Consider the following 25,464-nt stretch of genomic DNA (forward strand, 5'->3'; position numbering starts at 1 on the left):
AGAACGCATGACGAAACTATTGTTCGCTGTGACCGCCGCCGACCACTGGACCCTGAACGACGGAACCAAGCATCCGACGGGCTTCTGGGCCGAGGAACTCGTCGAATCTCACCGCACGTTCGTCGGCGCCGGCTGGGATGTCGTCGTCGCGACGCCGGGTGGCAAGGCGCCCGTCGTCGACGAGGGATCGCTTGCGGTCGACGCCAACGGAGGCGACGAGGTGAAGGTCGCCGACCAGAAGAAATACTTGGACTCGATCGAGTCGATACTGCAGAACCCGGCCTCGCTCGAGGATCAGCGGGCATCGGACTTCGATGCAATCTTCGTGCCGGGAGGCCACGGGCCGATGGAGGACCTCGCGGTGTCGACGAGTTTCGGTGCGCTCGTGACCGATTTCCTGAGCACGGGCAAGATCGTGTCGGCAGTGTGCCACGCACCCGCTGCCCTGCTGCCTGCCACGACGTCGGACGGGGGATGGGTGTTCGACGGCTATCAGCTGACCGGTTTCACCGACGAGGAGGAAACCCAGGCAGGTCTGGCGGACAAGGCGCCGTGGCTTCTCGAATCCAGGTTGAAGGAGCTCGGCGCACGGTTCGAGAGCTCCGATCCGTGGTCGCCGCACGTCGTCGTCGACCGCACGCTCTACACCGGGCAGAATCCGGCGTCGACGAAACCGTTGGCGGACAGAGTGGTTCGAGCTCTGTCCTGACAGTGTCCGTCAGCTCGACCGGTGAACGTCGCTCGCGGGTGTTGCTGTGACGATGCGATTGCGGCCCTGTCGCTTCGCGTCGTACAGCGCCCGGTCGGCAGCGTCGAAGAGCATCTCGAGACTGTCGGATCCGTGCGCGAGTCCGATGCTGACGGTCACGCCGTGACCGGCGAAGTGCTCTGTCGCACGCTGGAACTGGCCGATGCGAATGGTGTCTGCGATGGCGTAGGCGTCGAGCTCGGTGACGTCGGTGCAGAACACCGCGAATTCTTCTCCGCCGAGCCGCGCGAACAGGTGACGGCGGCCGAGGTGAGACCGGACGTCGTCGGCGAATCGCTCGAGAGCGCCGTCGCCCGCGCTGTGCCCGTACGTGTCGTTGAGGGCCTTGAAGTGATCGAGGTCCATCATCAGGACCGTGGCAACACCGTCGGCGGCGTCGCGGGTCAAACGGTGTGCGCGACGGAAGAACTCGTCCCGGCGTAGGGCGCCGGTCAGGTCGTCGTGAGCGACGGCGTGGCGTAACGCGGTGATGGCTGCGCGCCGCTCGTTGGTCACGCAGGCCACGGCGATCGGCGCGATCGCGAGGAACGACAATCCGATGCTGACCGACAGTTCCACCGGCATCGCGCCGAGGTCCGGGACCCCGATGTGTCCGTCGGCGGTGAGGACGAGCATCCACATCGTCGTCGTCCAGATGAACAGCGACGTGACGAAGACCCCCGTCGTCAACGCGGCCACGACGAGGGCGGGCATGGCGAACGTGATCGCGCCCGAGCCTCCGACCGCCCACACGAGGATCAGGCAGAGCACCAACAACGCAGCGGCTGGGGCGACCCGCCGCGCGAGTGCGACGACCTCGCCGCGCCGACGGAATCGACGGAGGTCCGCCCTCGTGGGCGCGGTGAGAACCGCAGGCATGACCGCCATGTAGTTGAGGAACTCTCCGGAGAACCAGCGCGCCCATCCGCTCTGCCACGGAGTCGACTCGATGGCCGAGTTCGCGAATCCGCCCGCGACACCGGCGACGGAGGACGCGACGAGAATGACCGCGGCCACCAACGCAAGCGACTGGACACGCGTCAACCAGGGGCGTTGCTGGCCGATGAGACGGAAGACCAGGAAGCCCGCCGCGACGCCTGCGACGTTACACAGGTTGAGGACGAGGTTGGAGAACAGTGGACTACCGGTCACCGTGTCGGCGGCAATGTAGCCGAGCGTCGCACTGACCCAGGTGGCGGGCGTTGCGAGGCGCGGTGAGCGAAGCAGTATGCCCAGCAGCAGGGCGTTGGCGGGCCAGAACACGGCCAGCGTGCCCGGAAGGCGAGTTGCGATCCCGAACAGACAGGCGAGAAACACCACTGCGCCGACGAGTGCTGCGCGACGAGTCACGTCGGCAGCGCTGCCGACACGTGAGCTGACGCGCTGCGAATCCATCGAAATGCCCGTTTCTGAACGATTCGTAGGGAAGTTGAATGTTCAGTGTGTCAGAAACGGCGGCGGAACCTCATACCGAGGGGCCTGCCGTCGGGATCGACGAACAGGCGATACGCGACCGCCGCCAGCCGTTGCTGCCACTGCGGAGGTACGTCGATTTCATGGCGGCGAAGTCTGCCCGACGGGCGCGGCGACGCCGACGGTGCCGTGTGCCAGGCGTCGAGACGCGCCGCGCTGCTGCTCACCGCGTCGAAGAACGACGCGGGATCGACGAGGTCTTCGTCGTCGCCCGGCGCGCGGCCCAGGTGCTCGCGGGTGAGTTCCAGCCGTAGTTCGCGCGCGAACACCCGTGCTCCGTCGCCGAGACCGGCCGGGTCGACGGGTTCACGAACGTCGCGTTCGTCGTCGACGATCGCGGCCGTCAGCTCGGAGTCGTGAGTCCACGACCGCCGGTTGAAGTTGTCGGAACCGACGGCGGCCCACACGTCGTCGACGATGCACACCTTCGAATGCACGTAGACCGGGATGCCGCGATCGTTCTCGAGGTCGAGGACGAGCACGCGGTCACCACCCGCATCGCGGATCACGTCGAGTGCCGCGGAGTGGCCTAGCAGAGCCGACGGAATGGTGATGGCACTGTCGTCGTCGAGATGTTTCGGGACGACGATGACCAGGCGCAGATCCTGTGAGCGTCGCAAAGCGGCGGCGAACACCCGCGCCACGTCCACCGACCACAGGTACTGATCCTCGACGTAGACCAGTTCGCGGGCGCGCCGCAGAACCTTCGCGTACGCGCGGGCGGCACTGAACTCACCCTGAGTCGCGAACGGATACGCCGGGCGTCTGCGCGGATACGTGCGGAGAAGTTGGACGCTGCAGGTGCCCGCGGCTGCGGGTGCGTCGTGCTGCTCCGGCAGTTCCGACACCTCACGGGTGACGCCGCGGAGAATGTCGGGGATGGCGTGCCACGGCAGGCGGGACAACGCGGCCGGATCCTCCCACCGTTCACGGAAGACGTGCTCGATGTCGCGGACCGCGGGCCCCTGCACCTGCACCTGCATGTCGTGCCACGCGGGAAGTTCGCCGTACTCGGGCGGGAACGGCCGGCTCACGGGGTCGCCGAAATGGTCGGCGTCGTCGCGTCGGGCACGCGCGAGATCGATACCACCGACGAACGCGAGGTCGACCGTGTCGGGATCCTGATACCGGACGACGACGAACTTCTGGTGATGACTTCCCAGCGTCAGGACCCGTTGGTCGAGAATCACCTCGCCGCCTGCCTCCTCGAGACGCAACGCCAACTTCCGGTTCTTGGGACCGGTGAAGCCGAGGGTCTCGATGTGCGAGCGCCACACCATGCCCTTGACGATGCCGCCGCGCTGCGCAACCGACGCGAGCGCGTCCTCGACGGTCGTGTCGTCGGTCAACAGCTGTTCCGGGTCACCGCGCCAATCGGTGAACAGCACCAGGTCGCCCTCGCCCGCGGCGTCCAGCGCGCTCGCCAGAGCCGCGAAATAGGGTTTGCCGTGCACGAGCGGGGTGACCCGGTTGCCGTCCGTCCAGGCCGCGATGCGGGTGTCGGGGTTGCCGCGCTCCTCGGAGCTGAGGAACCAAGGGTGTTCGGAGTCGAACTTCTGGACCTGCTCGTTCAGTGCGGCACTACTGCGGCCGAGTCGCCGAGCGAGCGCGTCGATCGTTCGGCGTAGCGGCTGCGGTATCACGAGGGGAAATACTGTCAGAGCAGTCCGACGGGGCGTGTCACGAGGTCGGGTCGAACTCCGGCTGATCGATGATGCGCAGCCACGAACCGTCCGGTTGACGCTGCACGACCTGGGCGCGGGCGCCTGCATTGTCCCTCGGTGCCGTCGAAGTGAGCGCGATGTCGCCGTACACCAGCGTCGGCAGTCCCTCCTCCAGTTCGAAACGAGGCCCGTGCGCGAGCACCGACGCCCACAGTTCACGTATTGCGGCTCGGCCTGTCGTCGTCTGTCCGGCGGGGTAGGCCATGACGGCGTTGTCGGCGTAGAGCGCCGCGACACCGTCGGCGTCTCCTGCGTTGGATCGCTCGACGAACAGGCGGGTGATGTCTTCCGGTGTCATTGCTTTGTCGGTCGTTGCATTGTTTGTCATGGTTCCATCGTCATCACACCGGTACGAGAAGTCCAACAGATAGTTTTGATGAAAGCTAGAATTACAGCTTATGGAACTGAGGCAGCTCGAGTACTTCGTCGCCGTCGCGGAGGAAGCCAACTTCACCCGTGCGGCCGAGCGGGTGAACATCAGCCAGTCCGGCATCAGTGCCCAGATCAAAGCGCTGGAGAAGGAGGTCGGGGCCGAGCTGATCGACCGCAGCAGCAGGGTGGCGCGGTTGACGGTAGCAGGGACAGCTGCCCTGGTACACGCGCGCCGCGCACTGGAATCATCTGCAGCCCTTCGCCATTCCGTCGACGAGGTGCTCTCCCTCGTGCGCGGGAAGGTCGCCGTCGGAATGGTCACCGCATGCACCGTCACACCGCTGTTCGACGCCTTGGCTGCGTTCCACTCCGCGTACCCGGGCGTGGACATCACGTTGGCGGAGGCAAATTCAGACGAGTTGATCGCGCGCGTCCGGTCGGGCGCGCTCGACGTCGCCCTCGTCGGCACCGCTCACGGTCCGCCCGAGGGGCTCGAATCGCTGGTCATGATCACGGAAGGACTGGCGGCGTGTGTACCGCCCGGGCATCCGTTGGCGTCGGCATCGGCGGTGACACTCGGCGAGGTGTGCGCCCACCGGGTGGTGTGCCTGCCGGTGGGTACCGGAATCAGATCCGTGTTCGACGACGCCTGTGCCGCAGCGGATATCACCGCCGACGTCGCGTTGGCCGCCAGTGCGCCGGGAGCTGTCGCCGACTTGGCGGCCAGAGGTTTGGGCGTTGCCATCCTGAGTCGTTCCATGGCAACGGATTTCGAGGATCGATTGGTCCCGGTACCGATCTCGGACGTGCCTGCCGACGCTGTTCTCGCCCTGACCTGGTCGCCCAGGGCGAGCACGGCGGTGAGAAAGCTCGCCACCTATGTGAGTGGTTGTGTAGGCCAGGGCCTACACAACCACTCACATAGGGGCTAGACGAGTTCGGTGATGTGATCGCGGGTGAAGGCGATGCGCTCGTTCAATCGGCCGGACTCGACCTTGTTCACCCACTCGGCGTCGGCGAGCAGGGCACGGCCGACGGCGACGATGTCGAATTCGCCCCGCTCGAACTGCTCGAACAGCGGCGTCAGATCGGTCGTTCCCGACGCACCATCCGGACCCCAGGCGCTGCCGAACTCCTTGTCCAACCCGACCGAGCCGACGGTGATCGTCGGGAGGCCGGTGATTTCCTTGGTCCACCCGGCTAGTCCTCGGGTTGCATCGAGCTCGGGGAACTCGGGAATCCAGTGGCGACGGGTCGAGGGGTGGAGCACGTCGACCCCGGCGTCGACCAGCGGGGTGAGGATCTTCTCCAATTCCTGCGGGGTCTGCGCGATCCGAGCGTCGTAGTGATCGGCCTTCCACTGCGAGTATCGGTAGACGATCGCGAAGTCGTCACCCACCTCGGCTCGGATCGCCGCCACCACCTCGGCCGGGAAGCGGGTACGAGCTTCGAGGGATCCGCCGAAACGGTCGTCACGCAGATTGGTTGTCTGCCACAGGAACTCGTCGAGAAGGTAACCGTGCGCGCCGTGCAGCTCGACTCCGTCGAACCCGACGCTCTTCGCGTTAGCCGCTGCGTCGACCCAGTACTGGATCAGCTGGTCGAGGTCGCTGCTCGTGAAGGCGCGGCCCAACGGAGTGCCGTCCAGGGCGATGCCCGACGGGCTGACCGTTGTCACCTCGGGGTTGAGGCGCGGCGAGTCTCCGCGCTGCACGCCGAGGTGCCAGAGCTGCGGGATGATCACCGAGCCCTCGGCGTGGACGGCGTCGACGACGCTCTTCCATCCGTCGAGGCTGTCCTCGCCGTAGATGTGGGGAACTCGGGTGTCCGGGCCTGCCGCGGGGTCGGGGATCAGCGTGCCCTCGGTGATGATGAGGCTCGTTCCGCCTGCGGCCCGCCTGCGGTAGTACTCGGCGACGTTCTCGCGCGGGACTCCGCCGGGGGAGAACGCGCGGGTCATCGGCGCCATCGCGAAGCGGTTACGCAGTTTCAGGGACTTGGTTTCGAACGGAGTGAATAGCCCCGCGGATGCTGTTTCGGTCACGTCGGAGACGAACCGACCGGGGCGCAGCGGTATTCCACCTCGTCTCGGATGGGGGGATATCGAGGTGATATACCTGGGTGATGAAGGTAACAGGCAAGGTTGCTGTGATCACCGGAGGCGGAGGCGGGATCGGCGGTGCACTTGCCCAGCGGCTCGTCGCGAAAGGCGCGAAGGTCGTCGTGTCCGATCTCGACGCGGCGTCGGCGTCGCGGGTGGTGGAGTCGCTGGAACCTGGCTCGGCGGTGTCTCTCGGGGGTGACGCGTCGAAAACCGACGACATCACCGCGTTGATCGCTCTCGCCGAGGACACCTTCGGTCCCGTGGACCTCTACTTCGCCAACGCGGGCATCAGTGGCGCACCGGGCCTCGACGCGACGGAAGCCGAGTGGGATCTGTCCATCGACGTCAATCTGCGCGCGCACATCCGCGCTGCGCAGCTTCTGGTGCCCGGGTGGATCGAGCGCGGCGAGGGCTACTTCGTCAGTACCGCGTCGGCTGCCGGCCTGCTCACACAGATCGGTTCTGCCACGTACGCGACCACCAAGCATGCGGCCGTGGGTTTCTCGGAGTGGCTCAACGTCACCTACGGTGACCGCGGCATTCGCGTCAGCTGCCTGTGCCCCATGGGTGTGAACACCAAGCTGCTGTACGAGGGCAAGGAATCCGGTAATTCGCTCGGGGCGGCGGCTACTGCTGCCGTGCTCTCCGCGGGCGACGTGCTCGAGCCGAGTGACGTCGCGGAGGTCGTCCTCGCTGCGATGGATGCCGAGGAGTTCTTGATTCTGCCGCACCGGAACGTGCTGGAGATGTACCGCAACAAGGGTTCCGATTACGACCGGTGGTTGCGCGGCATGCGTCGCTACCAGAAAGCCCTTCTGGGGCAAGACAACTAAAGGAGCGACGTGTCCTTCTTCGAGACCACCGAGCGCGGCCGGAAGTATCAGCAGGATCTGTTGAAGTTCATGGACTCTCACGTCTACCCGGCGGAGTCCGTCTACGACGAGCAGATGCGCGAGCTCGGCGACCCGCACGGGCAACCCCAGATCATCGAGGATCTGAAGAAGGAAGCCCGGTCGCGCGGGTTGTGGAACCTCTTCCACCCCCACCAGGAGTGGGGGCCCGGCCTGACCAATCTCGAGTATGCCCCGCTCGCGGAGATCATGGGCCGGAGCCTGTTGGCGCCCGAAGCGTGCAACTGCAACGCGCCGGACACGGGCAACATGGAAGTGTTCACGCTGTTCGGAACGGACGAGCACAAGGAGAAGTATCTGAAGCCGTTGCTGGACGGCACTATTCGGTCCGCCTTCGCGATGACGGAACCCGACGTCGCCAGTTCCGACGCCACCAACATCGCCATGCGAATGGAACGCGACGGCGACGACTACATCCTGAACGGCCGCAAGTGGTGGACGTCGAATGCGCTGCACAAGAACTGCAAAGTTCTCATCGTCATGGGCAAGACCGAGCCGGATGCCGCCAGCCACCGTCAGCAGTCGATGCTCGTCGTGCCCATCGATGCGCCGGGTGTCACCGTCGTACGGAACCTGCCGGTGTTCGGCTACGTCGACCGCGAAGGTCACGCCGAGGTGCTCTTCGAGGACGTGCGGGTGCCGTCGAAGGACGTGTTGAAGGGGCCGGGTGAGGGTTTCGCGATCAGTCAGGCCCGGTTGGGCCCCGGGCGGATCCATCACGCCATGCGGACCATCGGCGTCGCCGAGCGGGCACTCGAACTGCTGTGCCGCCGGGCGGTATCGAGAGTCACCTTCGGTAAGCCGATCGCGACGCGCGCCAACATCCAGGATTGGATCGCCGAGGCTCGCATCGACATCGAGAAGACGCGACTGCTGACGCTGAAGGCCGCGTACCTGATGGACACCGTCGGCAACAAGGAAGCACGCACCGAGATCGCCGCCATCAAGGTGGCAGCTCCGGAGATGGCGCTGAAGATCATCGACCGGGCCATTCAGGTCCACGGCGGCGGCGGTGTGTCCGACGACTTCCCGCTCGCGATGATGTACGCCCACATCCGGACGCTGCGGCTGGCGGACGGCCCCGACGAGGTGCACAAGATGTCGATCGCGCGGATGGAGTTGAAGAAGTACCTCTAGAGCCTTAGGCGAGGCTGTGCTAATTTCACGCGCATGAAGCGGACCGTGATGCGCATGATCATTGCCTCGGTGGCACTTGTGGGCCTCGTGGCCTGCAGCAGTGACTCGGGGGACAGTAGCTCCGCCGGGTCGAACGACAGGACGGTGACAATCGATCACGTCGTCGGCTCGACGACGATACAGGGAACGCCCGAGCGCATCGTCGCCCTCGGGCAACAGTGGGTGGACGCGCTGGCGGAGTTCGACGTCTCCCCGGTCGGGTACATCTCCGCAGGATCTCAGGGAGACGAGCGGAAGCTGTTCCCCTGGCAGACGGGCCTGACCGAGGATTCCGTGATGCTCGACTCGACGTCGGTCGACACGATGAACGCGACCCCGCCCGTGGAGGAGATCGCGGCACTGCAGCCGGATCTCATTCTGGTGGCGGGGATCGCATCTCCCGAGCCGTACCAGTCGCTCAGTGCGGTCGCGCCCACGGTTTTCCCCGAGAAGAGCACGGTGGACAGCTGGCAGTGGCAGATCGAAACGCTCGGAAAGATTTTCGACCGTGAGGACGACGCGCAGTCGATCATCGCCGAGGGCGAAGGCTTCACCGACGGCATCGCCGCCGAGTACCCAGGCTTGGACGGCAAGACCGCGGTGCTCGCCCAGTACATCGTCGCCACGCAGCAACTCGTGGCCGTCGTCGATCCCGACGACGGTGCCGCGCAGGTCTTCGACAGCATCGGTCTCAGTGTTCCTGCGGACCTCGCAGCCTCGCCGGAGGCGACGAGCGGCCGGTTGGTCTTCAGTCCCGAACGGATCAACGAACTCACTGCCGACCTGGTCGTCATGCTGCCCAACGGTGGAACCGCCGCCGACCTCCAGGCCCTGCCTGGCTTCGATTCCCTGCCCGCCGTGGCGAGCGGCGGCGTCTCGGTGCAGGACTACGCCACGGTGGTCGGATTCAATCTGCCGTCCAAGGCGTCGATCGAGTACTCGGTGGACAAGATTCGTCCCCAGCTCGAGGCGGTAGGCGGCTAGCTAGCTCCCCCTTGTGAGTACTTATGTAGGTCAGGACCTACACAAGCCTCACAAGGGGGCGGTACTCACGTGGGTTCTAGAGGTGAATCACCCCTCGCATGTTCTTGCCGTCTCGCAGATCCTGGTACCCCTCGTTCACCTGCTCGAGTGAATACGTGTTGGTGATCAGCTCGTCGAGCTTGAGCTGGCCGGCGTCGTAGAGGCGCAGCAGCCGGACGATGTCGTACTGAGGGTTCGCGGAGCCGAACAGTGTGCCCTTGATGGTCTTCTGGTTCAGCGTCAGATCCGTGCCGGAGACGTGAACGGTCAGCGCCTCGGGGTCGGCGAGACCGGTGATGACGACGGTGCCGCCCTTGCCGATGGCGGCCGTCGCTGCCTGGACCACTTCCTCGTCGACGGTGCCCACGAGAATCAGGGCCTGATCCGCGCCCTGGCCCCAGGTGAGCTCGGTGAGCTTCTCCTGGGCGCTGGCGTAGTCGCCGAAAGCATGTGTCGCACCGAACTTCAACGCTTGGTTCCGCTTGAATTCCAGCGGGTCGACGACGAGGACGTGCTTGGCGCCCGCGTGCACGGCGCCCTGCACCGCGTTGATGCCGAGACCGCCGATGCCGTAGATGATCACCGAATCACCGGCCCTCACACCACCCGCGTACACGGAGGTGCCCCAGCCCGACGGCACGCCGCATCCGACGAGAACCGCTGTCTCCAAGGGCAACCAGTCGTCGATCTTCACGACGGAGTGTTGCGAGATCGTGGCGCGCTCGGCGAACGTTCCCAGCATGCACATCGCGCCGAACTCGGTTCCCTTGCTGTCGCGACGCCGGAATGAGCCGTCGGGCATGCAGCCTTCGAGAATCGTTGCGCCCATGTCGCACAGGTTCTGTCGGCCCGTCGAACAGTAGCGACAGGTACCGCAGTTGGGGATGAACGAACAGACGACGTGATCGCCGGGCTTGACCTTGGTCACGCCGGGCCCCACTTCCTCGATGATGCCGGAGCCTTCGTGCCCACCGACGATCGGGAAGCGCGGTGGGAGGTCGCCGTCGAGCAGATGGAGGTCCGAGTGGCACAGGCCGGCAGCGACGTACTTGATCAGGACTTCGCCCGGCCCGGGTCCGTCCAATTCGAGTTCGAGGATCTCGAACGGCTTGTGTGCTTCGAAAAGTACTGCAGCTTTGGTCTTCACGAAAGATCTCCTAGCGGTAGATGGACTTGAACTGCTGGAAGTTGCCGAGGGCGTCGGGGCCGAGTTCGCGGCCGATGCCGCTGTCCTTGACGCCACCGAACGGTGAACCCGGGTCGACCATGTAGCGGTTGATGCCGATGGTTCCGGTGCGAATCTGCTTGGCGACGCCGTACCCTCGTTCGTCGTCGGAGGTCCAGACGGTGCCGCCGAGCCCGAAGTCGGTGTCGTTGGCGATGCGGATGGCGTCCGCTTCGTCGCCGTACGGGATCACCGACAGCACAGGCCCGAAAATCTCCTCCTGGGCGATGGCGTGATCGTTCTCGACGTCGGCGAACACCGTCGGCGACACGAACCACCCGCGATCGAGATCGGACGGCCGGACACCTCCGGTGACCAGCCGGGCACCGTCGCCGCTGCCCTTCGCGATGTAGCCCTCGACTCGATCTCGTTGCCGCTCACTGGCCATCGGACCGATCTGTGTCGCCGGATCCAGCGCGTCGCCGACGGCGAGTGATTGTGCGAATGCTTCGAGCACGCCGACCACCTCGTCGTATCGACTGCGTGGCGCGAGCACTCGGGTGCCGAGGAAACACGTCTGACCGTTGTTGAGAAACGTTGCACCGAAGAGGTCTTCGCCGATCTTCGCAAGATCGAGATCGGCGTCGTCGAGGACGATCGCCGCGGACTTTCCGCCCAGTTCCAGGGTGACGGGCCGCAGTAGTCGTCCGCAGGTCTCGGCGATCGACCGGCCGGCGGCAGTGGATCCGGTGAACGCAACCTTGTCGATGCCCGGGTGCGATACGAGGTAGGAGCCCACCTCGCGCCCGCCGGGAACGATGTTGACCACCCCGGGCGGAATGCCCGCCGCCATGACGGCTTCGGCGAACGGAACCGAGTCGAGGACAGTTTCCGGTGACGGCTTGATGACGATGGTGCACCCGGCCGCCAGAGCGGGTGCGTGCTTGAATGCCGCGAGAGTCTGCGGGAAGTTCCACGGCGCGATGGCACCGACGACGCCGATGGGTTCCCGACGCACCGTCGTCGTGCCGCCGAGAAGGTGCGGGTGCGATTCCTCGAACGTCGCCGTTCTGGCAAGCCCGGCGTAGTACCTGACGACCGCGACGGGAAAACCTGCTTCGAGCTGCAGGGCGATCGAAATCGGCATGCCGTTCTGCGCCGAGACCGTGCGGGCTATCTGCTCACCGCGCGCTTCGAGTTCGTCGGCGAGCCGGTCCAATGCGTCGGCGCGGGCCGACGGCTCCCACTGACTCCAGCCGCTCGGATCCTCGAACGCGCGACGGGCGGCCGCGACGGCTGCGTCGACGTCTGCCTCCTGCGCCTCCGGAACCGAGCCGATGATCTGTTCGGTACTGGCCGACCGTACGTCGATCCTCGCCGACGAACTCGGGGGTGCCCACTCGCCGCCGATGAACAGCGATGCCGCGTGTATTGCCGTATCTGTACTCATGCATAGATCGTGACCCGCATCACGCCGGGTGAGTGTTCAAAAACTGGACGTTCTCCGCGCGGTTCTCAGTGGATGCCGAGTTCCTTCATTCGCTTGTACAGCGTGGTGCGGCTGATTCCGAGGCTGTCCGCGGTGGCGGCTTTGTTGCCCCCGCACCGAGCGAGTTCGTGCACGATGGCATCTCGCATCGCAGCGTCGAGAGCTGTCAGACGACTCGACGCACCCCGCGCACCGGGCCTGACCAGATCGTGTTCGCTGATGTCGCCGACGGACCTGCGGGCTGCCGCGCTCATCACTTCGTCGCGTAGTTCGCCGATGTTGCCGGGCCAATCGTGATCGATGAGAGCGCGCATGGCGTCCGGGGTGAACCGGGCACGGGAGCCGATTTCCGCGAGCATCCCGCGGACCAGGTCGGGAATTTCGTGACGCCTGGACCTGAGCGGAGCGAGCTCGACGGTGTCCGTGCACAACGACAGCAGTTGGCGGTGCTCCGCCGTCGACGTGTCCCGGATGGAGCTGGACAGTGCGAACCATCCACGCGCCGACTTCAACAGGGCATGCAGTCGGTGCGCGACGGGTGCGTCGGCCAGGTGAATGTTCTTCACCACGACATCCGTACCGGCCGTCACCTGCGTTTCGACGGATGCGAGCCACGCCGCGGGTGTCGTCGTGACGAGATCGGCGGCGTCGAACCATCGTGGCGCCCGGGCGGCAGTCAGCCTGGCCAGTGTCGTCGACTTGCCCGTTCCCGGTTCGCCGACGACACACAGGGGTTGGGACGCGGCGGCTGTCGACGTACGACGCGCGGGCTCGTCGAGCACATCTATCTCGAGGACGACGCCGGTGCCGGACACCGGCCTTTCCCATCGCACGAGTGCCCGGGCTCCGGAGTTCAGGACGACGGAGTCGATGACTCCGCTGCGACGGATCGACTCGTCCGTCAGCGACCGCAGCGCGGCGTGGTCGACGGTGTCGATGACGGCGGCTGCGGACGTGTTCTCGAGCAGAAGTTCGTCACCGATCGCGACGACGGGTGCGCCGCGCCGCCGAGCCGACGCATGTTGGAATGCCTGGAAGAGCCGTTGCTCGCCGCTGCGCGTCTCTTCCAGCAACCGCCCCTGGATGTCCTGCGCGGAATGCGCGAGCATCGGCTGGAGCAGCGGGTTGTCCTCGGATTCGAGGAACGTGATGTCGAGGACGCCCTCGATGCGTTTGGTGATCGGATGGATCAGCGGGTGGCCGTAGCAGCTGAAGCCCTTCATCGACTCCATGTAGTGCTCGCTGCCCCGAACGGCCAGGGGTTTACGGAGTTCGAACGACGTCGAGATCGAGTTGGTGCCCGACGCCTCCTCGGTGAAGGATCGGCCGACGACGGCGCCGACGCCGAACACGACGTCGCGCAGTGTTCGCGTGCCGAAGCGGAGATCGACGAGCCGGGCGTCGCGGTCGGCGAGCAGTACGCAGTAGCCGGAACCGTCGAGCATGCTTTCCATGCGGTCGAGGATCGGGTCGGCGGCTGCGAGGAGACGACTGCGCCGGTCCACGTCACGTAGAGCGGATTGTTCGAGCGAGTGGGCGGGTTCCAGCCCGCTGGAGGCAGAGCGTTGCCACGACAATGCGATCTGCTCACGCACCACACCGTGCTCCTCGTTGTCCCTCGTGACACGAGGCTAGCGCAGAGGCGCCGCCCCGCGGGTAGCGTTTTCGGCATGGCTTACAGATACCTCGGCAACAGTGGACTCAAGATCTCGGAGATCACCTACGGAAACTGGCTCACTCACGGTTCGCAGGTCGAGAACGATGTCGCGACGCAGTGCGTGCATGCCGCCCTCGATGCGGGGATCACGACGTTCGACACCGCGGACGTCTACGCGAACGGCGCCGCCGAAACCGTGCTGGGTGAGGCGCTGAAGGGCGTTCGGCGTGAATCGTTGGAGATCTTCACCAAGGTGTACTTCCCGGTCGGGCCGAAGGGGCCCAACGACACCGGACTGTCCCGCAAGCACATCTTCGAGGGCATCGATGCGTCTCTCCGACGGCTGAGCACCGACTACGTCGACCTCTACCAGGCTCATCGTTTCGACTTCGAGACTCCGCTCGAGGAGACCATCGCTGCGTTCGGGGACGTCGTCCGTCAGGGCAAGGCCCTGTACATCGGGGTGTCGGAGTGGACGGCCGATCAGCTGCGCCGGGGTCAGGCGCTGGCCCGCGAGAACGGTTTCTCCATCGTCTCCAACCAGCCGCAGTACTCGGCGTTGTGGCGAGTCATCGAATCCGAGGTCATCCCGACGTCGAAGGAACTGGGCATCTCCCAGATCGTGTGGTCGCCGATCGCTCAGGGTGTTCTCACCGGCAAGTACCTGCCCGGTCAGCCGCTGCCCGAGGGCTCGCGTGCCACCGACGACAAGGGCGGCGACAAGATGATCGAGCGCTACCTCAACGACGAAACACTCACTCGCGTTCAGGAATTGAAGCCGATCGCCGAGTCGCTCGGCATCACGATGGCTCAGCTCGCGGTCGCCTGGGTACTGGCGAACGACAACATCGCCGCCGCACTGGTCGGTGCGTCACGCCCCGAGCAGATCGCCGAGAACATCAAGGCGTCGGAAGTCACCTTGGACGCGGACGTGCTGAAGAAGATCGACGACGCCCTCGCCGGATCGATCGAAACCGACCCGGCGAAGACGCAGTCACCCGAGACGCGCCTGGTGTAAAGCGCTCACGAACGGAAGACGTTCAACGCTTCGGCCTCGTCGACCGGACCCTCGACGGTGATGTCCACGTCCGCTGCGCCGACGACCTCGGCGCAGCGCAGCGAGAACCGTGGACCACCGTCGAGGAGCTTCGAGAACTCCGGCTCCGACGCCCCGAACACGATGCGCGTGACGCCGGCCCACACCATGGCGGCACTGCACATGGGGCACGGCTCGCCGCTGGCGTACATGGTTGCGTTCCCGGCCGTCGCGGCGCCGCGGATCGCGACCAACTCGGCGTGGGCGGTGACGTCACCGCCCGACGCGACTTCGTTGCGGCCCTCGGCCAGCACGGTGCCGTCGGCGCCGACGAGCACCGCCCCGAACGGCCGGTTCCCTGCCTCGCCCGCCTCGACGGCGAGTTCGATCGCGCGGCTCAGGTGTGTGCTCATGCCGAAAGGTCCACGGTCGTACCTACTTTCAATTCGTATGCTCTGTCGATCAGCGTGCGCGCCGACACCAGATCCTGCAGTCCGATCCCGACGGAGTCGAACAGCGTCACCTCGAACATTCGGCCTGTCTCGAAGACTACGACGAACAGCGGACTTCAGTCCGAGTCTCGACGCGGACGAACCTTCGCGGAATCCGTGGATTTTCTGAAGCGCATGTGTTTCACTTTTGGCTGTGACTCAGGCCACCCCGAGTTCTGCGGACATCGAAAGAGAGTGCACACGGTGAAGAGACTTGCGACGGCGCTTCTGCCCGTCGCGCTGGTCGGTCAGCTGATGGCGGCAACGCCCGCGTCGTGGACGGGGTCGACACGATCGCGGAGAGCACGAAGGCGCAGGTCCCCGCCTGGTCGGAATTGATCGACTCGATCCGAGCGAAAGCGCCCGACGCCCGCATCGTCCTCGTCGGGTACGGCACCTACATCAGGCCGGGCGGCTGCTTCCCCGACCAGCCGATGCACCCGGCCGACGCGGATTATCTACAGGCGAAGGTCGACGACATGAACGACACCCAGCGCACCCTCGCGGCGGAGAAGGGCATCGAATTCTTCGACACCCACCCTGTCACCGAAGGCCACGATTCCTGCGCGGCGCCGGAGGACCGGTATCTGGAAGGGCTCGTTCCCACGCATCAGGCATTGCCCTTGCATCCGAACGCTCTCGGAGCGGACGCCGTCGGGACAGCGCTGGCCGATTACCTGCGCTGACCGCAGCGGCAGGGATGCGAGAATTCGACGTGTGCAGCCCACTCCATCCCGCGCCTACGGCGGACGCTCGGCCGACGACAGACGGGCCGAGCGGCGGAGTCGATTCGTCGACGCGGCCTTCACCGTGTTCTCGACAACCGGGTACGCCCAGAGTTCGGTACCGCAGATCTGCGCGGAGGCGCGGCTGTCCTCCCGGCAGTTCTACGCGGACTTCTCCAGCCGAGAAGCGTTGCTGAGGGAGGCATACGACCAGGTGAACGAGGCGGCGCGGGCCGCGGTGACGGCTGCTGCGGCGGCGTCCGTGTCCGAGCCGTTCCAGGCTCGGGTGCGGGTGTTGGTCCGGGCGTATCTCGAGTCCGTACTGTCCGATCCGCGTCGACCTCGCTTGGCGTTCGTCGAAGTGATCGGCGTCAGTCCGGAGATGGAAGAGCACAGGAAAGTTCAGATCTCCGCGTGGATCGACGTGCTGCAATCGATCTTCCGCAGTGCCGTGGACCGAGGCGAAATCGACGACCGCGACTTCCGGCTGACGTCGACGGCGCTGATCGGGGCGACGAATGCTCTCGTGAATCTGAGCACCACCGCCTCACCCGCGCTGCCCGTCGACGTACTGGTCGACGAGCTCAGTCGCATCGCCGCCGCCTCCACGCTGCCCCCTCCGTTGTGAGTGGAAATGCGCACTGGGGTGCGCATTTCCACTCATGTAGGGAGCGTCAGCGCAAGTGATGCACTTCCTGTAGGCCGTAGACCGGGGTGTCGATGCCCTCGTATCTGGCCTTGATCTGCAGAGCGAGGTACAGCGAATAGTGCCGTGACTGATGCAGGTTGCCGCCGTGGAACCACAGGTTCTCCTGCTGCGTCGGCTTCCACATGTTGCGCTGCTCGCCCTCCCACGGACCCGGATCCTTGGTGGTGTCCGAGCCCAGGCCCCATACCTTGCCGACCTTGTCGGCCGTCGCCTGGTCGATGAGGTCGGCGACCCAGCCGTTCATCGAGCCGTAGCCGGTGGCGTAGACGACGACGTCGGCTTCGAGCGCGGTGCCGTCGGCCAGTACCACTGCGTTCTTCGTGAGGTGATCCACTTGTCCCGCAACCAGTTTGATCTTCCCGTCCGCGACGAGCTCCGATGCGCCGACGTCGATGTAGTAGCCCGATCCGCGGCGCAGGTACTTCATGAACAGGCCCGAGCCGTCGTCACCGAAATCGTGCTGGAACCCTGCCTTCTCCAACCGGTCGTAGAAGTCCTTGTCCTTCTCGGCGATCTGTTGGTACACCGGGATCTGGAACTCGTGCATGATCCGGTACGGCAGCGACGCGAACGTCAGATCGGCCTTGCCCGTGGTCATTCCGGATTCCACAGCCCGCTCGGAGTACAGATCACCCAAGGCGATCTCGCACAGTGAATCCGATTTGACGATGTGCGTCGAACTGCGCTGCAGCATCGTCACGTCCACGCCGGTCTCGTACAGCGCTTTGCAGATGTCGTGCGCCGAGTTGTTGGAGCCGACGACGACGACCTTCTTGCCGACGTAGGCGTCGGGACCCGGGTGCTCGCTCGAATGGTGTTGCTCGCCTTCGAAATCCTCCATCCCCGGGAAGTTGGGTACGTTCTTCTTGCCGGACATGCCGGTGGCCATGATCAGCTGCGTGGGGTGCAGGATCACTTCCTCGCCGTCGCGGTCGAGGACCACGGTCCATTTCTTCGCCGCCTCGTCGTACGTCGCGGTCTTGGCTGTGGTGCGGCTCCAGTACGGAACTTCCATGACCTTGGTGTACATCTCGAGCCAGTCGCCGATCTTGTCCTTCGGTGCGAACACCGGCCAGTTCGGCGGGAACGGCAGGTACGGGAGATGGTCGTACCAGACCGGGTCGTGCAGACAGAGGCTCTTGTAGCGTCCGCGCCACTGGTCTCCCGGCCGGTTCGCTCGATCGACGACGATGGCAGGGACACCCAGCTGGCGGAACCGGGCGCCGAGAGCGATACCGCCCTGGCCGCCACCGACGATCAGCGCATACGGCTGCACGGTGTAGCCGAGCTCCTTCTCCTCGATCTCTTTCTTCTCCGCCCAGTTCTGGGTGTCGGCGTTGGAACCGTGGACTGCTCCCTTGATGCGGGTGTGCCCTTGACGCTCCTCGTGGCCTTTGAGCTCCTGCATGGTGGTGAGCAAGGTCCACCCTTCGTCGCCTTTCAGGCGGAGGTGCCCCTTGCCGCGGCTGGTGGCGGTCTCGAATTCGATCCACGCCGACGTCACCCCGTCGGCCTCGTCGGGTGTCTCGGTTGTGTGGAACCCGGACGGATCGGTGTCCTCCAAACGTTCCGCGAGCATCCCCTCGATTCCGTCTCGGCCCTCGACGGTCTTGAGGTTCCAGGTGAACGTCACCAGGTCGCGCCAGAAGCTGTCGACGGCGAACTTGGCCGCGACACGGCCCGGGTCACGAGCCTTCAGCGCGGCTTCGAAATCCGCGAGCCAGGCGTCGACCCGCTGCTGCGGTGTCTGCGAGAGAACGGGCGGTTCGATGGTCTGGGTCATGGAGACTCCCTTGTCGTTCGTTCGTGTGCTGTGACCCAGCACACTCCTTTCTACGACGAGCGGTCGAGAGTTGCAGTGGGTTGCACGTGACCGGCGTCACCGACGAAGCGCGTGATCGCCGACGCCAATTCCTCCGGCCGGTCCTCGGACACCCACGTACGAGACCCCTCGATCACGGTCAGCGTCGAGTTCGGAAAGTCTCGCGCCAGGCGCTCCGCGTGCTCGAACGGAAAGAACTTGTCATCCGACGCCCACGCCACCAGGACGGGTTGCTCGACGCCGCCGAACCGTCGGGCAGCGTCGAGCGTGTACGTCGTGTCGACGGATCGGAGGAACGTCGCGATGTCGCGCCGGATCGCGGCGTCGAAGATGGGCGTTGCGAAGTGATCGAGGAGCTCGTCACCCAGTCTCGCGTGGCTCAGCCAGCCGAAGCCGATCGGTGAGCGTCCGTACAGCCGGCGCACCCACGGCACCCTGAGTGCGAAGGCGACGAGGTCGAGGGTGATCGGGACCTGCGCCAGCCGGCACAGGTAGCCGAAGAACGGCGGCGGAAAGTTCTCGTAGGCGTCGCACGGTGTGAGGACGACGCGACCGATGCGCTCCGGACGACGCGTGATCACCAGCTGCGTCAGCATTCCGCCGCCGTCGTTTCCGACGAGAGTCACATCGCGCAGATCGAGTCGCTCGATGACGTCGGCGACGACGTCGGCAATACCGGTGGCCGTCATGTCACCTGCGGGACCTACCGGGATCGCGTGACTGCCGAAGGGCCAGTCGGCGGTGATGCACCGGTGGTTCGCGGCGAGCAACGGAACGACCTTCCGCCAGATCGCGGCATTGGCGAACAATCCGTGGACGAACACGATCGGGGATCCGCTCCCTCGCTCGTACACACGGACTCCGTCGACGATCCTCGAATCACCCAAAGCAGAAACGATGCTCATGTTCCAGACCTCTTCCCTGTTGCCGGATGTGGTGCAAGCATGTCCGGCATGCGAGATGCGGCGCTTCCAGAAACGTGCTGTACCGAGCCGACGCTGTGGCTGTGGGCGGGCAAAGCCGTGTACGTCGGGCCGTCTCTGAACATCGACTACCACTCCGGTTCGATCCTGTGCTTCGCGGTCGGGGCGGACGCGCCGTTCACGCTGCGCGACGAGCACGGCGAACAGTGGAGTGTGCGCAGTGCAGCCGTCGCGCCTCGGACGGTCCATCGTGTGGAAGCGCACGGTGAGCGAATGGTGTTCGCCTACAGCGATCCTGGCGTATCCAGATCCGACCGTATCCTGGATGCGGCGGGTACCCGTACCAGCGGATTCGGCCTGCGACTTCCCTCCGAATCAGCACTGTTGGAACTCGCGGCCGCGGGCTCGCCCGACCCGCGGGCACTCGTCGAGACGCTGTGCGGCCCCGAGCCGCGGCAAGTCGACGAGCGCATCCGTGCGGCCGTACGCATCGTCCGCGAGAAGCCGGGCGCCGTTGTCGCAGCAGCCGACCTCGCCGCTGCCGTCAACCTGTCGACGTCCCGATTTCTGCATCTGTTCTCCGCCGAAGCGGGTACGAGCTTCCGGCGGTACCGCCTGTGGGCTCGGATGCTGCACGTCGGCGAAGCCGTGGCGCGGGGAAGCGATCTCACGACCGCATCGGTCGAAGCCGGATTCTCGTCACCCTCCCACTTCAGCGATTCCTTCCACTCGATGTTCGGCCTGTCGGCCGCAGCGCTTCTGGCCATGGGAACGCGCATCGAGATCCTGGACAGCGAACCCGCACCCTGACACTCGAATCGTGCTGATCGAAAGGGTTTCCCGCAGGCCGGAGTCCTCCTAGTCTTGCGAGGCAACGACGTCGGACAGAAAGTGACTCACTGCTGTGCCAGTTTCGAGAACCGTTCCTGTGGGAGTGCGTCTGCGCGACGTGCCGTCCGGCGGGGTAGCAGAACTCGCGCGGGCTGCATCCGCTCTCGACGCGTCGGGCACCGGGTTCGTGGTCTTCGGCACGCAGGTGGGCGGACTCGATCCCAGCACGGTCGCAAGCTTTCTCGCGCGACGCACGTCCGGACTGGGGCTGGTCGTCGAGGCCGCACCGCAACGCGACCACCCGTACAACATCGCCCGCCGTGTCGCGTCACTCGATCATCTGACCCGGGGGCGTGCGGGCTGGTGGGTGTTGTCCGACGACGATTCCACCGAACTCGGCCTGGGGGTGCGTAGTTCGTGGGTCGATGCACCACGGTCGACGCGGAATCCGGACGCCGTGACGGCGGTACGAGCACTGTGGCGGACGTGGCCGGCGGCCGCGGTCGTCGGTGATGTCGAGTCCAACATCTTCACTCGTGCCGAGGACATTCGGTACGCCGACCACCGGGGCGTCTTCGCCACGGCCGGTCCGCTCACCGTGCCGACCACCCCGCAGGGGGAGCCGGTGATCTTCGGACCGGGCACGTCGGACATCGCCGTCGAGGGAGACACCGCCTTCGCCTCGGTGTCCGTGGACGCGATCGGCAGTGCACTCGACGCCGGCGCATCGGGCGTCGTCGTCGACGTGCACGACCTCGATGCTTGGTTGCACGACGTCCTCCCCGGTCTGATCCAGGACGGCGTCGTACGTCCCCGGCGATCGACGACGACGCTGCGTGGCTATCTGAACATCGGACTACCCGCGGAACCGGACCTGTCCGCGAACAGGCCCGTCTACACCTGACGACAGGGAGCAGTGACACATGTCAGCGGAACACGTCGTTCTCAACGTGAACGTCCTCGATATCGGCATTCACCTCGCCGCGTGGCAGAATTCCGGGTTGGCGCCCACGGCGTTCGTCGACCCGGACTACTTCGCGGACATGGCGCGTCTGGCAGAGCACGGAACCCTCGACGCCTTGTTCCTCGCCGACGGCCCTGCGCTACGAGAAGACCCACGGCTCAAGCCGTCCCGTGCGCTGGAACCGTCCGCGATTCTGGCTCTGGTCGCCGCGGAAACCGAGTACCTGGGCGTCATCGGAACCCTGTCGACCACGTTCAACGATCCCGTCGAACTGGCACACAGGTTGTTGTCGCTCGACCACCTCAGCAACGGACGAGCCGCGTGGAACGTCGTGACCACGTATTCACCACAGGCCGGCCACAACTTCGGCCTGAACGACTATCCCGAAAGGAGTGTGCGGTACCGCCGCGCCGCCGAGTTCGTCGACGTCGTACTCCAGTTGTGGAGTGCGGCAGGCACTGCTGTGCCCGTCGCGCATCACGGCGAGTTCTTCGACGTCGAGGGTCTTCTTCCGCTCGGGGCGTCGCCGCAGCGGCATCCGTTGATCGTGCAGGCAGGTGGATCACCACAAGGCCGCGCACTGGCCGCACGTTCGGCGAACGCGGTGTTCAGTGCCGAGTTGACGCTCGATGCAGGACGTCACCACTACCGTCAGGTCAAGGACGACGCGCGGGGGCAGGGGCGTGGTCCGGACGACGTGGCCATTCTTCCCGGCCTGATCACGGTGTTGGGCAAGACCCGCGAGGAAGCGGTCCGCCGCTTCGAACATCTCGAAAGGTATCTGCCCGAGTACTATTCGCTCGATCGCTTGTCCACCGTGTTGGGCTACGACCTACGCGGTCACGACCTGGACGCTGCGGTGCCCGACGAAGCGTTGGCCGACGTCGACCCGGACAACTTCACCGCCTCGTTGGGGTTTCGCGAGTCCATCGTGCGTTCGATCCAGGAGAGTGGTGCCACCGTCCGCGACGCAGTTCGCGAGTTCAGCGGTGGAGGTCACCGCATCGCCGTCGGTTCCGCCGAGGACGTGGCCGACACCATCGAGACCTGGTTCCGCGCAGGCGCCGCAGACGGTTTCAACCTGATGCCCGACGTGTTTCCCTCCGGTCTGGAGGATTTCGTCGAACATGTCGTGCCGATTCTGCGCGATCGGGGCCTGTTCCGGCGGGAGTACGCCGAAACGACACTACGAGAGCGGTTCTCGTCGGTGAACAGCCTCGATCGCGCAGTCGGCTAGAAGAAGCCGGCTTCGGGGAGTTCCGCGTCGTTGACGACGATGTCGCCCAGGACCCGAGCTTTGTACGACGTCGGGTTGTGCGAGAACAGTGTGCGCAGATTTCTCCAGTGCACGTCGAGCGCGCGACCCTGCCGTGTGGCCGATGCGCCGCCGACCTCGAACAGTCGACCCGCAGCCGACAGTGCAAGCTCTTCGACGGCTACTTTCGTCTTGGCGGCAGCGATGGATGCTCGCTCCTCCAGCGTTCGGTCGACGCCGGTGGTCCGAGCAGCGTCGGCGGCGAGATCCTGTGCCGACGCTGCGGCGGCGACCGCCGATTCGACGACGAACGCAGCCGAACTCAACCTGCCGACGACCTCCAGCAACTGTGGATCGTGCCGGGGCGACTCGGCGGCCGCGTAGGTGAACGTGCGCTTCCTGCTCCGCAACAGCTCGGCGGCGTCGTCGGTCACCGACCGGAGAATACCCGCGGCAATGGCGTGCAGGAACAGTTGGACGAGCGCCTGGCGAGGTCTGCGCTCGATGGGTTCGTTCCGGAACGGCAACGTGTCACCTTCGGCCACGGCCACGGCCGAGAACACAGTGGTACCGCTGCCGGTGTGACGCTGACCGATGCCGTCCCAGTCGTCACGGTGTTCCACACCGGGGCCGTACGACTCGACGATCGCCGAGAGCACGTCACCGTCCGGCGTGTTGGCCGAGACCCTGATGAAGTCCGAGTAGATCGAGCCGGTGCTGTAGAACTTCACACCGTCGACGACGTAGCCGCCGTCGGCGGGTGTGAGAGTGGTGTCGAAGGTCCCTCCGCCGACGTTGTGTGAGCTCAGCTCGGAGTTGGCTCCGCCGAACAGCTTTCCGTCGACCACGTGCGGTAGCCATTTCAATTTCGTCTCGGACGACGGAACGCGCAGAATGTCTTCCACGAAGGCGAAATGGACACGCAGGATGTGCGGCACGTCCGGGTCGGCTTCGGCCAGGTCGATCACGAGATCGAACAGCTGGGCCAGGGTGTACCCCGCTCCGCCGAGCTGGGTCGGTACCCGCACCGCACCGAGCCGATGCTCCTTGACCAGTTCGATCGCAGTGGTCGGAGGTTCGTGTCCGCCGTCGGATCGGCGTCGCCGGGCGTCCTCGGCGATGGCGGACACCAGCTGCCGCAATTCGTCCGAGCCGTGTGCCGGTGGGGTGCGCCGGAGTGTGGAAGTCATGGTCGAGGTCCTCTCTGTCGTGATGTGGCGTGGCTGGTGGTCACTGTTCGATCCAGGTGTCGTAGAAGAACGGCGGTGAGTTGGCCGCATTGCGGAATCCCCGAACTTCGGGTGCCACGCCGAAGATCTGAGTGTCGGCCAGTAGCGGAATCGTGTACGCGTTGTCGATGATCCGGTTCTGGGCCTCGCGCAGAATCGTTTCTCGCACCAGTGGATCGGTCGCGGTGATGTGGTCTCGAAGCAAACCGTCGAGCACGGGGTCCTTGCCCTGTAGTTGAAAGAGGTCGCCTCGATCACTGTCGTAGTTGACCGACAAGCGCACGGGGTCGGGTGCGGGCCAGCCGTTGCGTCGCAGGCTCAACTCGGGGGCCGTCGTCGCCTTCGGGTAGTTGGCGAAGTCGGTCTGTTTGATCGTCAACGAGATTCCGATTCTGCGGAGCTGCCGCTGGACGAACTCGTACAGCGGTTTCGACGTGTGGTCGTACACATCGACGTAGACGCTCAGATCGAGCGGCCGACCGTCGCGGGTACGGATTCCGTCGGCGTTCCGGTCGGTAAATCCTGCGTCGTCGAGGAGCCGGTTGGACTCGTCCGGATCGAAGCGCACCTCGTCGGATCGATCGGTCCACCCCTGCACACCTTCGGTGGTCACGTTGGTGGCCACCTTCCAGTTGTCGGTGTAGAGCGTGTCGATGATCTCGTGACGATCGATCCCGTACATCAACGCTTTGCGCACCCGGATGTCGTCGACGAACTCTGCGGTCTGACGCACGTCGAGGACATTGGCCAGCCCCGGGTTGCGGAGTCCGAGAACGGTGAAGCCGCGATCGGACAACACCTTCTCGTCCGGTGGCTGCGTGTACCGCAAGGCGTGAGCCTGACCGGACAGCAAGGCTCCGACGCGGACGCTGTCCTCGCGCACCGGGACGATCGTCAGCGAATCCAGGTACGCCTCACCCTGATGGTCGGCAGTCGGGGGTGCCCAGTCGTATCCGCGGCGCTTCACGAGCCTGATCTCCTTGGCTGGAATCTCCGATTCCGCGACGAAGGGGCCGCTGCCGATCAAGTTCGTCACCACGGACTGCTGCTCGTTGGTCGCGTCGATCGTCGCGTCGGCGACCAGCCCTGCGGTGTTCATCGACAACGTCGGAACGAACGGTGCATCGGGTCTCGCCAACGTGACGACGACCGTGCGCGCAGCGTTGTCGGCGTCGGCGGACAGTACTTCCGGGAAGATCGAGTTCCGCGGAATACCCTTGTCTGCATCGCCATTGGCGAACCACAGGAGGTTTCGGGCTACGGACGCGGCGTCCAGTGCCTGACCGTTGCTGTAGCTGACGCCGTCGCGGATCACGAAGGTGTAGACGGTCCGGGTCGGATCGACACTCCACGATTCGGCGATCCAGGGAACGAACTCGAACGTCTTCGGGTCCTGGTACACCAGGCGGTCGAGCATCTGGTCCTTCACCGCGGAGTTCTGCCAGTAACTGACCTGAACCTGCATCGACGCGGTGACCTCTGCGTCCAGGTAGACGAAGTCGCCGCCGCGCGTTCCGGTGCCCGCGGTGGGTCCGGCCGAGGCGTCGGAGCAGGCGGTGGCGGCGAAGAGCGATGCTGCGCCGAGGCCGAACGTGCGCAGCGCAGTCCTTCGGGAGATCGGGCTGGACATGACATCC

General features: G+C 65.4%; 24 protein-coding genes. 11 read left to right on the forward strand and 13 right to left on the reverse strand.

The window, feature by feature from the left end:
* Positions 1-7: 7 nt before the first annotated feature.
* On the forward strand, positions 8-709 hold the full coding sequence (locus CH290_RS21080; protein WP_033190114.1) for a type 1 glutamine amidotransferase domain-containing protein: 702 nt from the start codon (positions 8-10) through the stop codon (positions 707-709).
* 9 nt (positions 710-718) lie between these two features.
* Here the strand turns inward: CH290_RS21080 and CH290_RS21085 are convergent, their stop codons facing one another.
* Genes CH290_RS21085 through CH290_RS21095 form a run of 3 tightly spaced genes read right to left on the reverse strand, consistent with a single transcriptional unit; the run spans position 719 to position 4,273 of the window.
* Positions 719-2,143 carry a GGDEF domain-containing protein gene (locus CH290_RS21085; protein ID WP_033190115.1) on the reverse strand — a complete coding sequence of 475 codons (1,425 nt, stop codon included), beginning with the start codon at positions 2,141-2,143 and terminating at the stop codon, positions 719-721.
* A 50-nt stretch (positions 2,144-2,193) separates the two neighbouring features.
* Positions 2,194-3,864, reverse strand: coding sequence for a phospholipase D family protein (locus CH290_RS21090; RefSeq protein WP_033190116.1), 1,671 nt, complete (start codon positions 3,862-3,864; stop codon positions 2,194-2,196).
* Positions 3,865-3,901: 37 nt separating this feature from the next.
* Positions 3,902-4,273: a YybH family protein gene (locus CH290_RS21095; RefSeq protein ID WP_230621049.1), complete on the reverse strand. Its 372-nt coding sequence runs from the start codon at positions 4,271-4,273 to the stop codon at positions 3,902-3,904.
* Between the two features lie 70 nt (positions 4,274-4,343).
* Between CH290_RS21095 and CH290_RS21100 the strand changes: the two genes are divergently transcribed.
* Complete coding sequence (locus CH290_RS21100) at positions 4,344-5,249, forward strand: LysR family transcriptional regulator (protein ID WP_033190117.1); 906 nt, start codon at positions 4,344-4,346, stop codon at positions 5,247-5,249.
* Here CH290_RS21100 and CH290_RS21105 read toward each other — a convergent pair.
* Positions 5,246-6,361, reverse strand: coding sequence for an NADH:flavin oxidoreductase (locus tag CH290_RS21105; RefSeq protein WP_033190118.1), 1,116 nt, complete (start codon positions 6,359-6,361; stop codon positions 5,246-5,248). The two genes, CH290_RS21100 and CH290_RS21105, sit on opposite strands and share 4 nt — an antisense overlap.
* 80 nt (positions 6,362-6,441) lie before the next feature.
* On the opposite strand from CH290_RS21105, the gene CH290_RS21110 reads away from it, so the two are divergent.
* The 3 genes from CH290_RS21110 to CH290_RS21120 are packed head-to-tail and all read left to right on the forward strand — an operon-like array spanning position 6,442 to position 9,492.
* A complete protein-coding gene (locus CH290_RS21110) occupies positions 6,442-7,254 on the forward strand; it encodes an SDR family oxidoreductase (protein ID WP_033190119.1) in 813 nt (270 codons plus the stop codon).
* A gap of 9 nt (positions 7,255-7,263) precedes the next feature.
* The gene (locus CH290_RS21115; protein ID WP_033190120.1) at positions 7,264-8,469 is read left to right on the forward strand and encodes an acyl-CoA dehydrogenase family protein; all 1,206 of its coding nucleotides are present in this window, start codon (positions 7,264-7,266) and stop codon (positions 8,467-8,469) included.
* 33 nt (positions 8,470-8,502) lie between these two features.
* On the forward strand, positions 8,503-9,492 hold the full coding sequence (locus CH290_RS21120) for an ABC transporter substrate-binding protein (RefSeq protein ID WP_230621050.1): 990 nt from the start codon (positions 8,503-8,505) through the stop codon (positions 9,490-9,492).
* 76 nt (positions 9,493-9,568) lie between these two features.
* Here CH290_RS21120 and CH290_RS21125 read toward each other — a convergent pair whose 3' ends face one another.
* The 3 genes from CH290_RS21125 to CH290_RS21135 form a co-directional block, all read right to left on the reverse strand.
* Positions 9,569-10,678, reverse strand: a complete 1,110-nt coding sequence (locus CH290_RS21125; RefSeq protein WP_019662993.1) for an NDMA-dependent alcohol dehydrogenase — start codon at positions 10,676-10,678, stop codon at positions 9,569-9,571.
* A 10-nt stretch (positions 10,679-10,688) separates the two neighbouring features.
* Positions 10,689-12,146, reverse strand: a complete 1,458-nt coding sequence (locus CH290_RS21130; protein ID WP_033190121.1) for an aldehyde dehydrogenase — start codon at positions 12,144-12,146, stop codon at positions 10,689-10,691.
* 65 nt (positions 12,147-12,211) lie between these two features.
* Positions 12,212-13,780, reverse strand: coding sequence for a sigma-54-dependent Fis family transcriptional regulator (locus CH290_RS21135; RefSeq protein WP_230621051.1), 1,569 nt, complete (start codon positions 13,778-13,780; stop codon positions 12,212-12,214).
* A gap of 75 nt (positions 13,781-13,855) precedes the next feature.
* Between CH290_RS21135 and CH290_RS21140 the strand changes: the two genes are divergently transcribed.
* On the forward strand, positions 13,856-14,860 hold the full coding sequence (locus tag CH290_RS21140) for an aldo/keto reductase family protein (protein ID WP_033190122.1): 1,005 nt from the start codon (positions 13,856-13,858) through the stop codon (positions 14,858-14,860).
* 5 nt (positions 14,861-14,865) lie between these two features.
* On the opposite strand, the gene CH290_RS21145 is transcribed toward CH290_RS21140, so the two are convergent.
* Both CH290_RS21145 and CH290_RS30955 read right to left on the reverse strand, forming a co-directional pair.
* Entirely contained in the window at positions 14,866-15,291 is a 426-nt protein-coding gene (locus CH290_RS21145; RefSeq protein WP_033190123.1) for a nucleoside deaminase, read from the reverse strand.
* On the reverse strand, positions 15,288-15,410 hold the full coding sequence (locus tag CH290_RS30955; protein WP_254924957.1) for a hypothetical protein: 123 nt from the start codon (positions 15,408-15,410) through the stop codon (positions 15,288-15,290). Before CH290_RS30955 ends, CH290_RS21145 begins: the two co-directional genes overlap by 4 nt.
* Before the next feature lie 234 nt (positions 15,411-15,644).
* Here CH290_RS30955 and CH290_RS21150 point away from each other — a divergent pair, with 234 nt between their 5' ends.
* Together CH290_RS21150 and CH290_RS21155 are read left to right on the forward strand one after the other, a co-directional pair.
* Positions 15,645-16,055: a GDSL-type esterase/lipase family protein gene (locus tag CH290_RS21150; protein ID WP_033190124.1), complete on the forward strand. Its 411-nt coding sequence runs from the start codon at positions 15,645-15,647 to the stop codon at positions 16,053-16,055.
* A gap of 31 nt (positions 16,056-16,086) precedes the next feature.
* Entirely contained in the window at positions 16,087-16,722 is a 636-nt protein-coding gene (locus tag CH290_RS21155) for a TetR/AcrR family transcriptional regulator (RefSeq protein WP_033190125.1), read from the forward strand.
* A 46-nt stretch (positions 16,723-16,768) separates the two neighbouring features.
* On the opposite strand, the gene CH290_RS21160 is transcribed toward CH290_RS21155, so the two are convergent.
* The gene (locus CH290_RS21160) at positions 16,769-18,586 is read right to left on the reverse strand and encodes an NAD(P)-binding domain-containing protein (protein ID WP_033190230.1); all 1,818 of its coding nucleotides are present in this window, start codon (positions 18,584-18,586) and stop codon (positions 16,769-16,771) included.
* A gap of 50 nt (positions 18,587-18,636) precedes the next feature.
* Positions 18,637-19,530 carry an alpha/beta fold hydrolase gene (locus CH290_RS21165; protein WP_033190231.1) on the reverse strand — a complete coding sequence of 298 codons (894 nt, stop codon included), beginning with the start codon at positions 19,528-19,530 and terminating at the stop codon, positions 18,637-18,639.
* Positions 19,531-19,569: 39 nt separating this feature from the next.
* Between CH290_RS21165 and CH290_RS21170 the strand changes: the two genes are divergently transcribed.
* The 3 genes from CH290_RS21170 (at position 19,570) to CH290_RS21180 (ending at position 22,580) form a co-directional block, all read left to right on the forward strand.
* Positions 19,570-20,358, forward strand: coding sequence for a helix-turn-helix domain-containing protein (locus tag CH290_RS21170; protein ID WP_230621052.1), 789 nt, complete (start codon positions 19,570-19,572; stop codon positions 20,356-20,358).
* A 94-nt stretch (positions 20,359-20,452) separates the two neighbouring features.
* A complete protein-coding gene (locus CH290_RS21175) occupies positions 20,453-21,283 on the forward strand; it encodes an LLM class flavin-dependent oxidoreductase (protein ID WP_230621053.1) in 831 nt (276 codons plus the stop codon).
* A 19-nt stretch (positions 21,284-21,302) separates the two neighbouring features.
* Entirely contained in the window at positions 21,303-22,580 is a 1,278-nt protein-coding gene (locus CH290_RS21180; protein ID WP_033190127.1) for an LLM class flavin-dependent oxidoreductase, read from the forward strand.
* Here CH290_RS21180 and CH290_RS21185 read toward each other — a convergent pair.
* Complete coding sequence (locus CH290_RS21185; RefSeq protein WP_019663006.1) at positions 22,577-23,788, reverse strand: acyl-CoA dehydrogenase family protein; 1,212 nt, start codon at positions 23,786-23,788, stop codon at positions 22,577-22,579. The two genes, CH290_RS21180 and CH290_RS21185, sit on opposite strands and share 4 nt — an antisense overlap.
* A 40-nt stretch (positions 23,789-23,828) precedes the next feature.
* On the reverse strand, positions 23,829-25,457 hold the full coding sequence (locus CH290_RS21190; RefSeq protein ID WP_230595760.1) for an ABC transporter substrate-binding protein: 1,629 nt from the start codon (positions 25,455-25,457) through the stop codon (positions 23,829-23,831).
* Positions 25,458-25,464: the final 7 nt, after the last annotated feature.

This window comes from Rhodococcus sp. 06-156-4 (assembly GCF_002259345.1).
Lineage (GTDB): Bacteria > Actinomycetota > Actinomycetes > Mycobacteriales > Mycobacteriaceae > Rhodococcoides > Rhodococcoides fascians_E.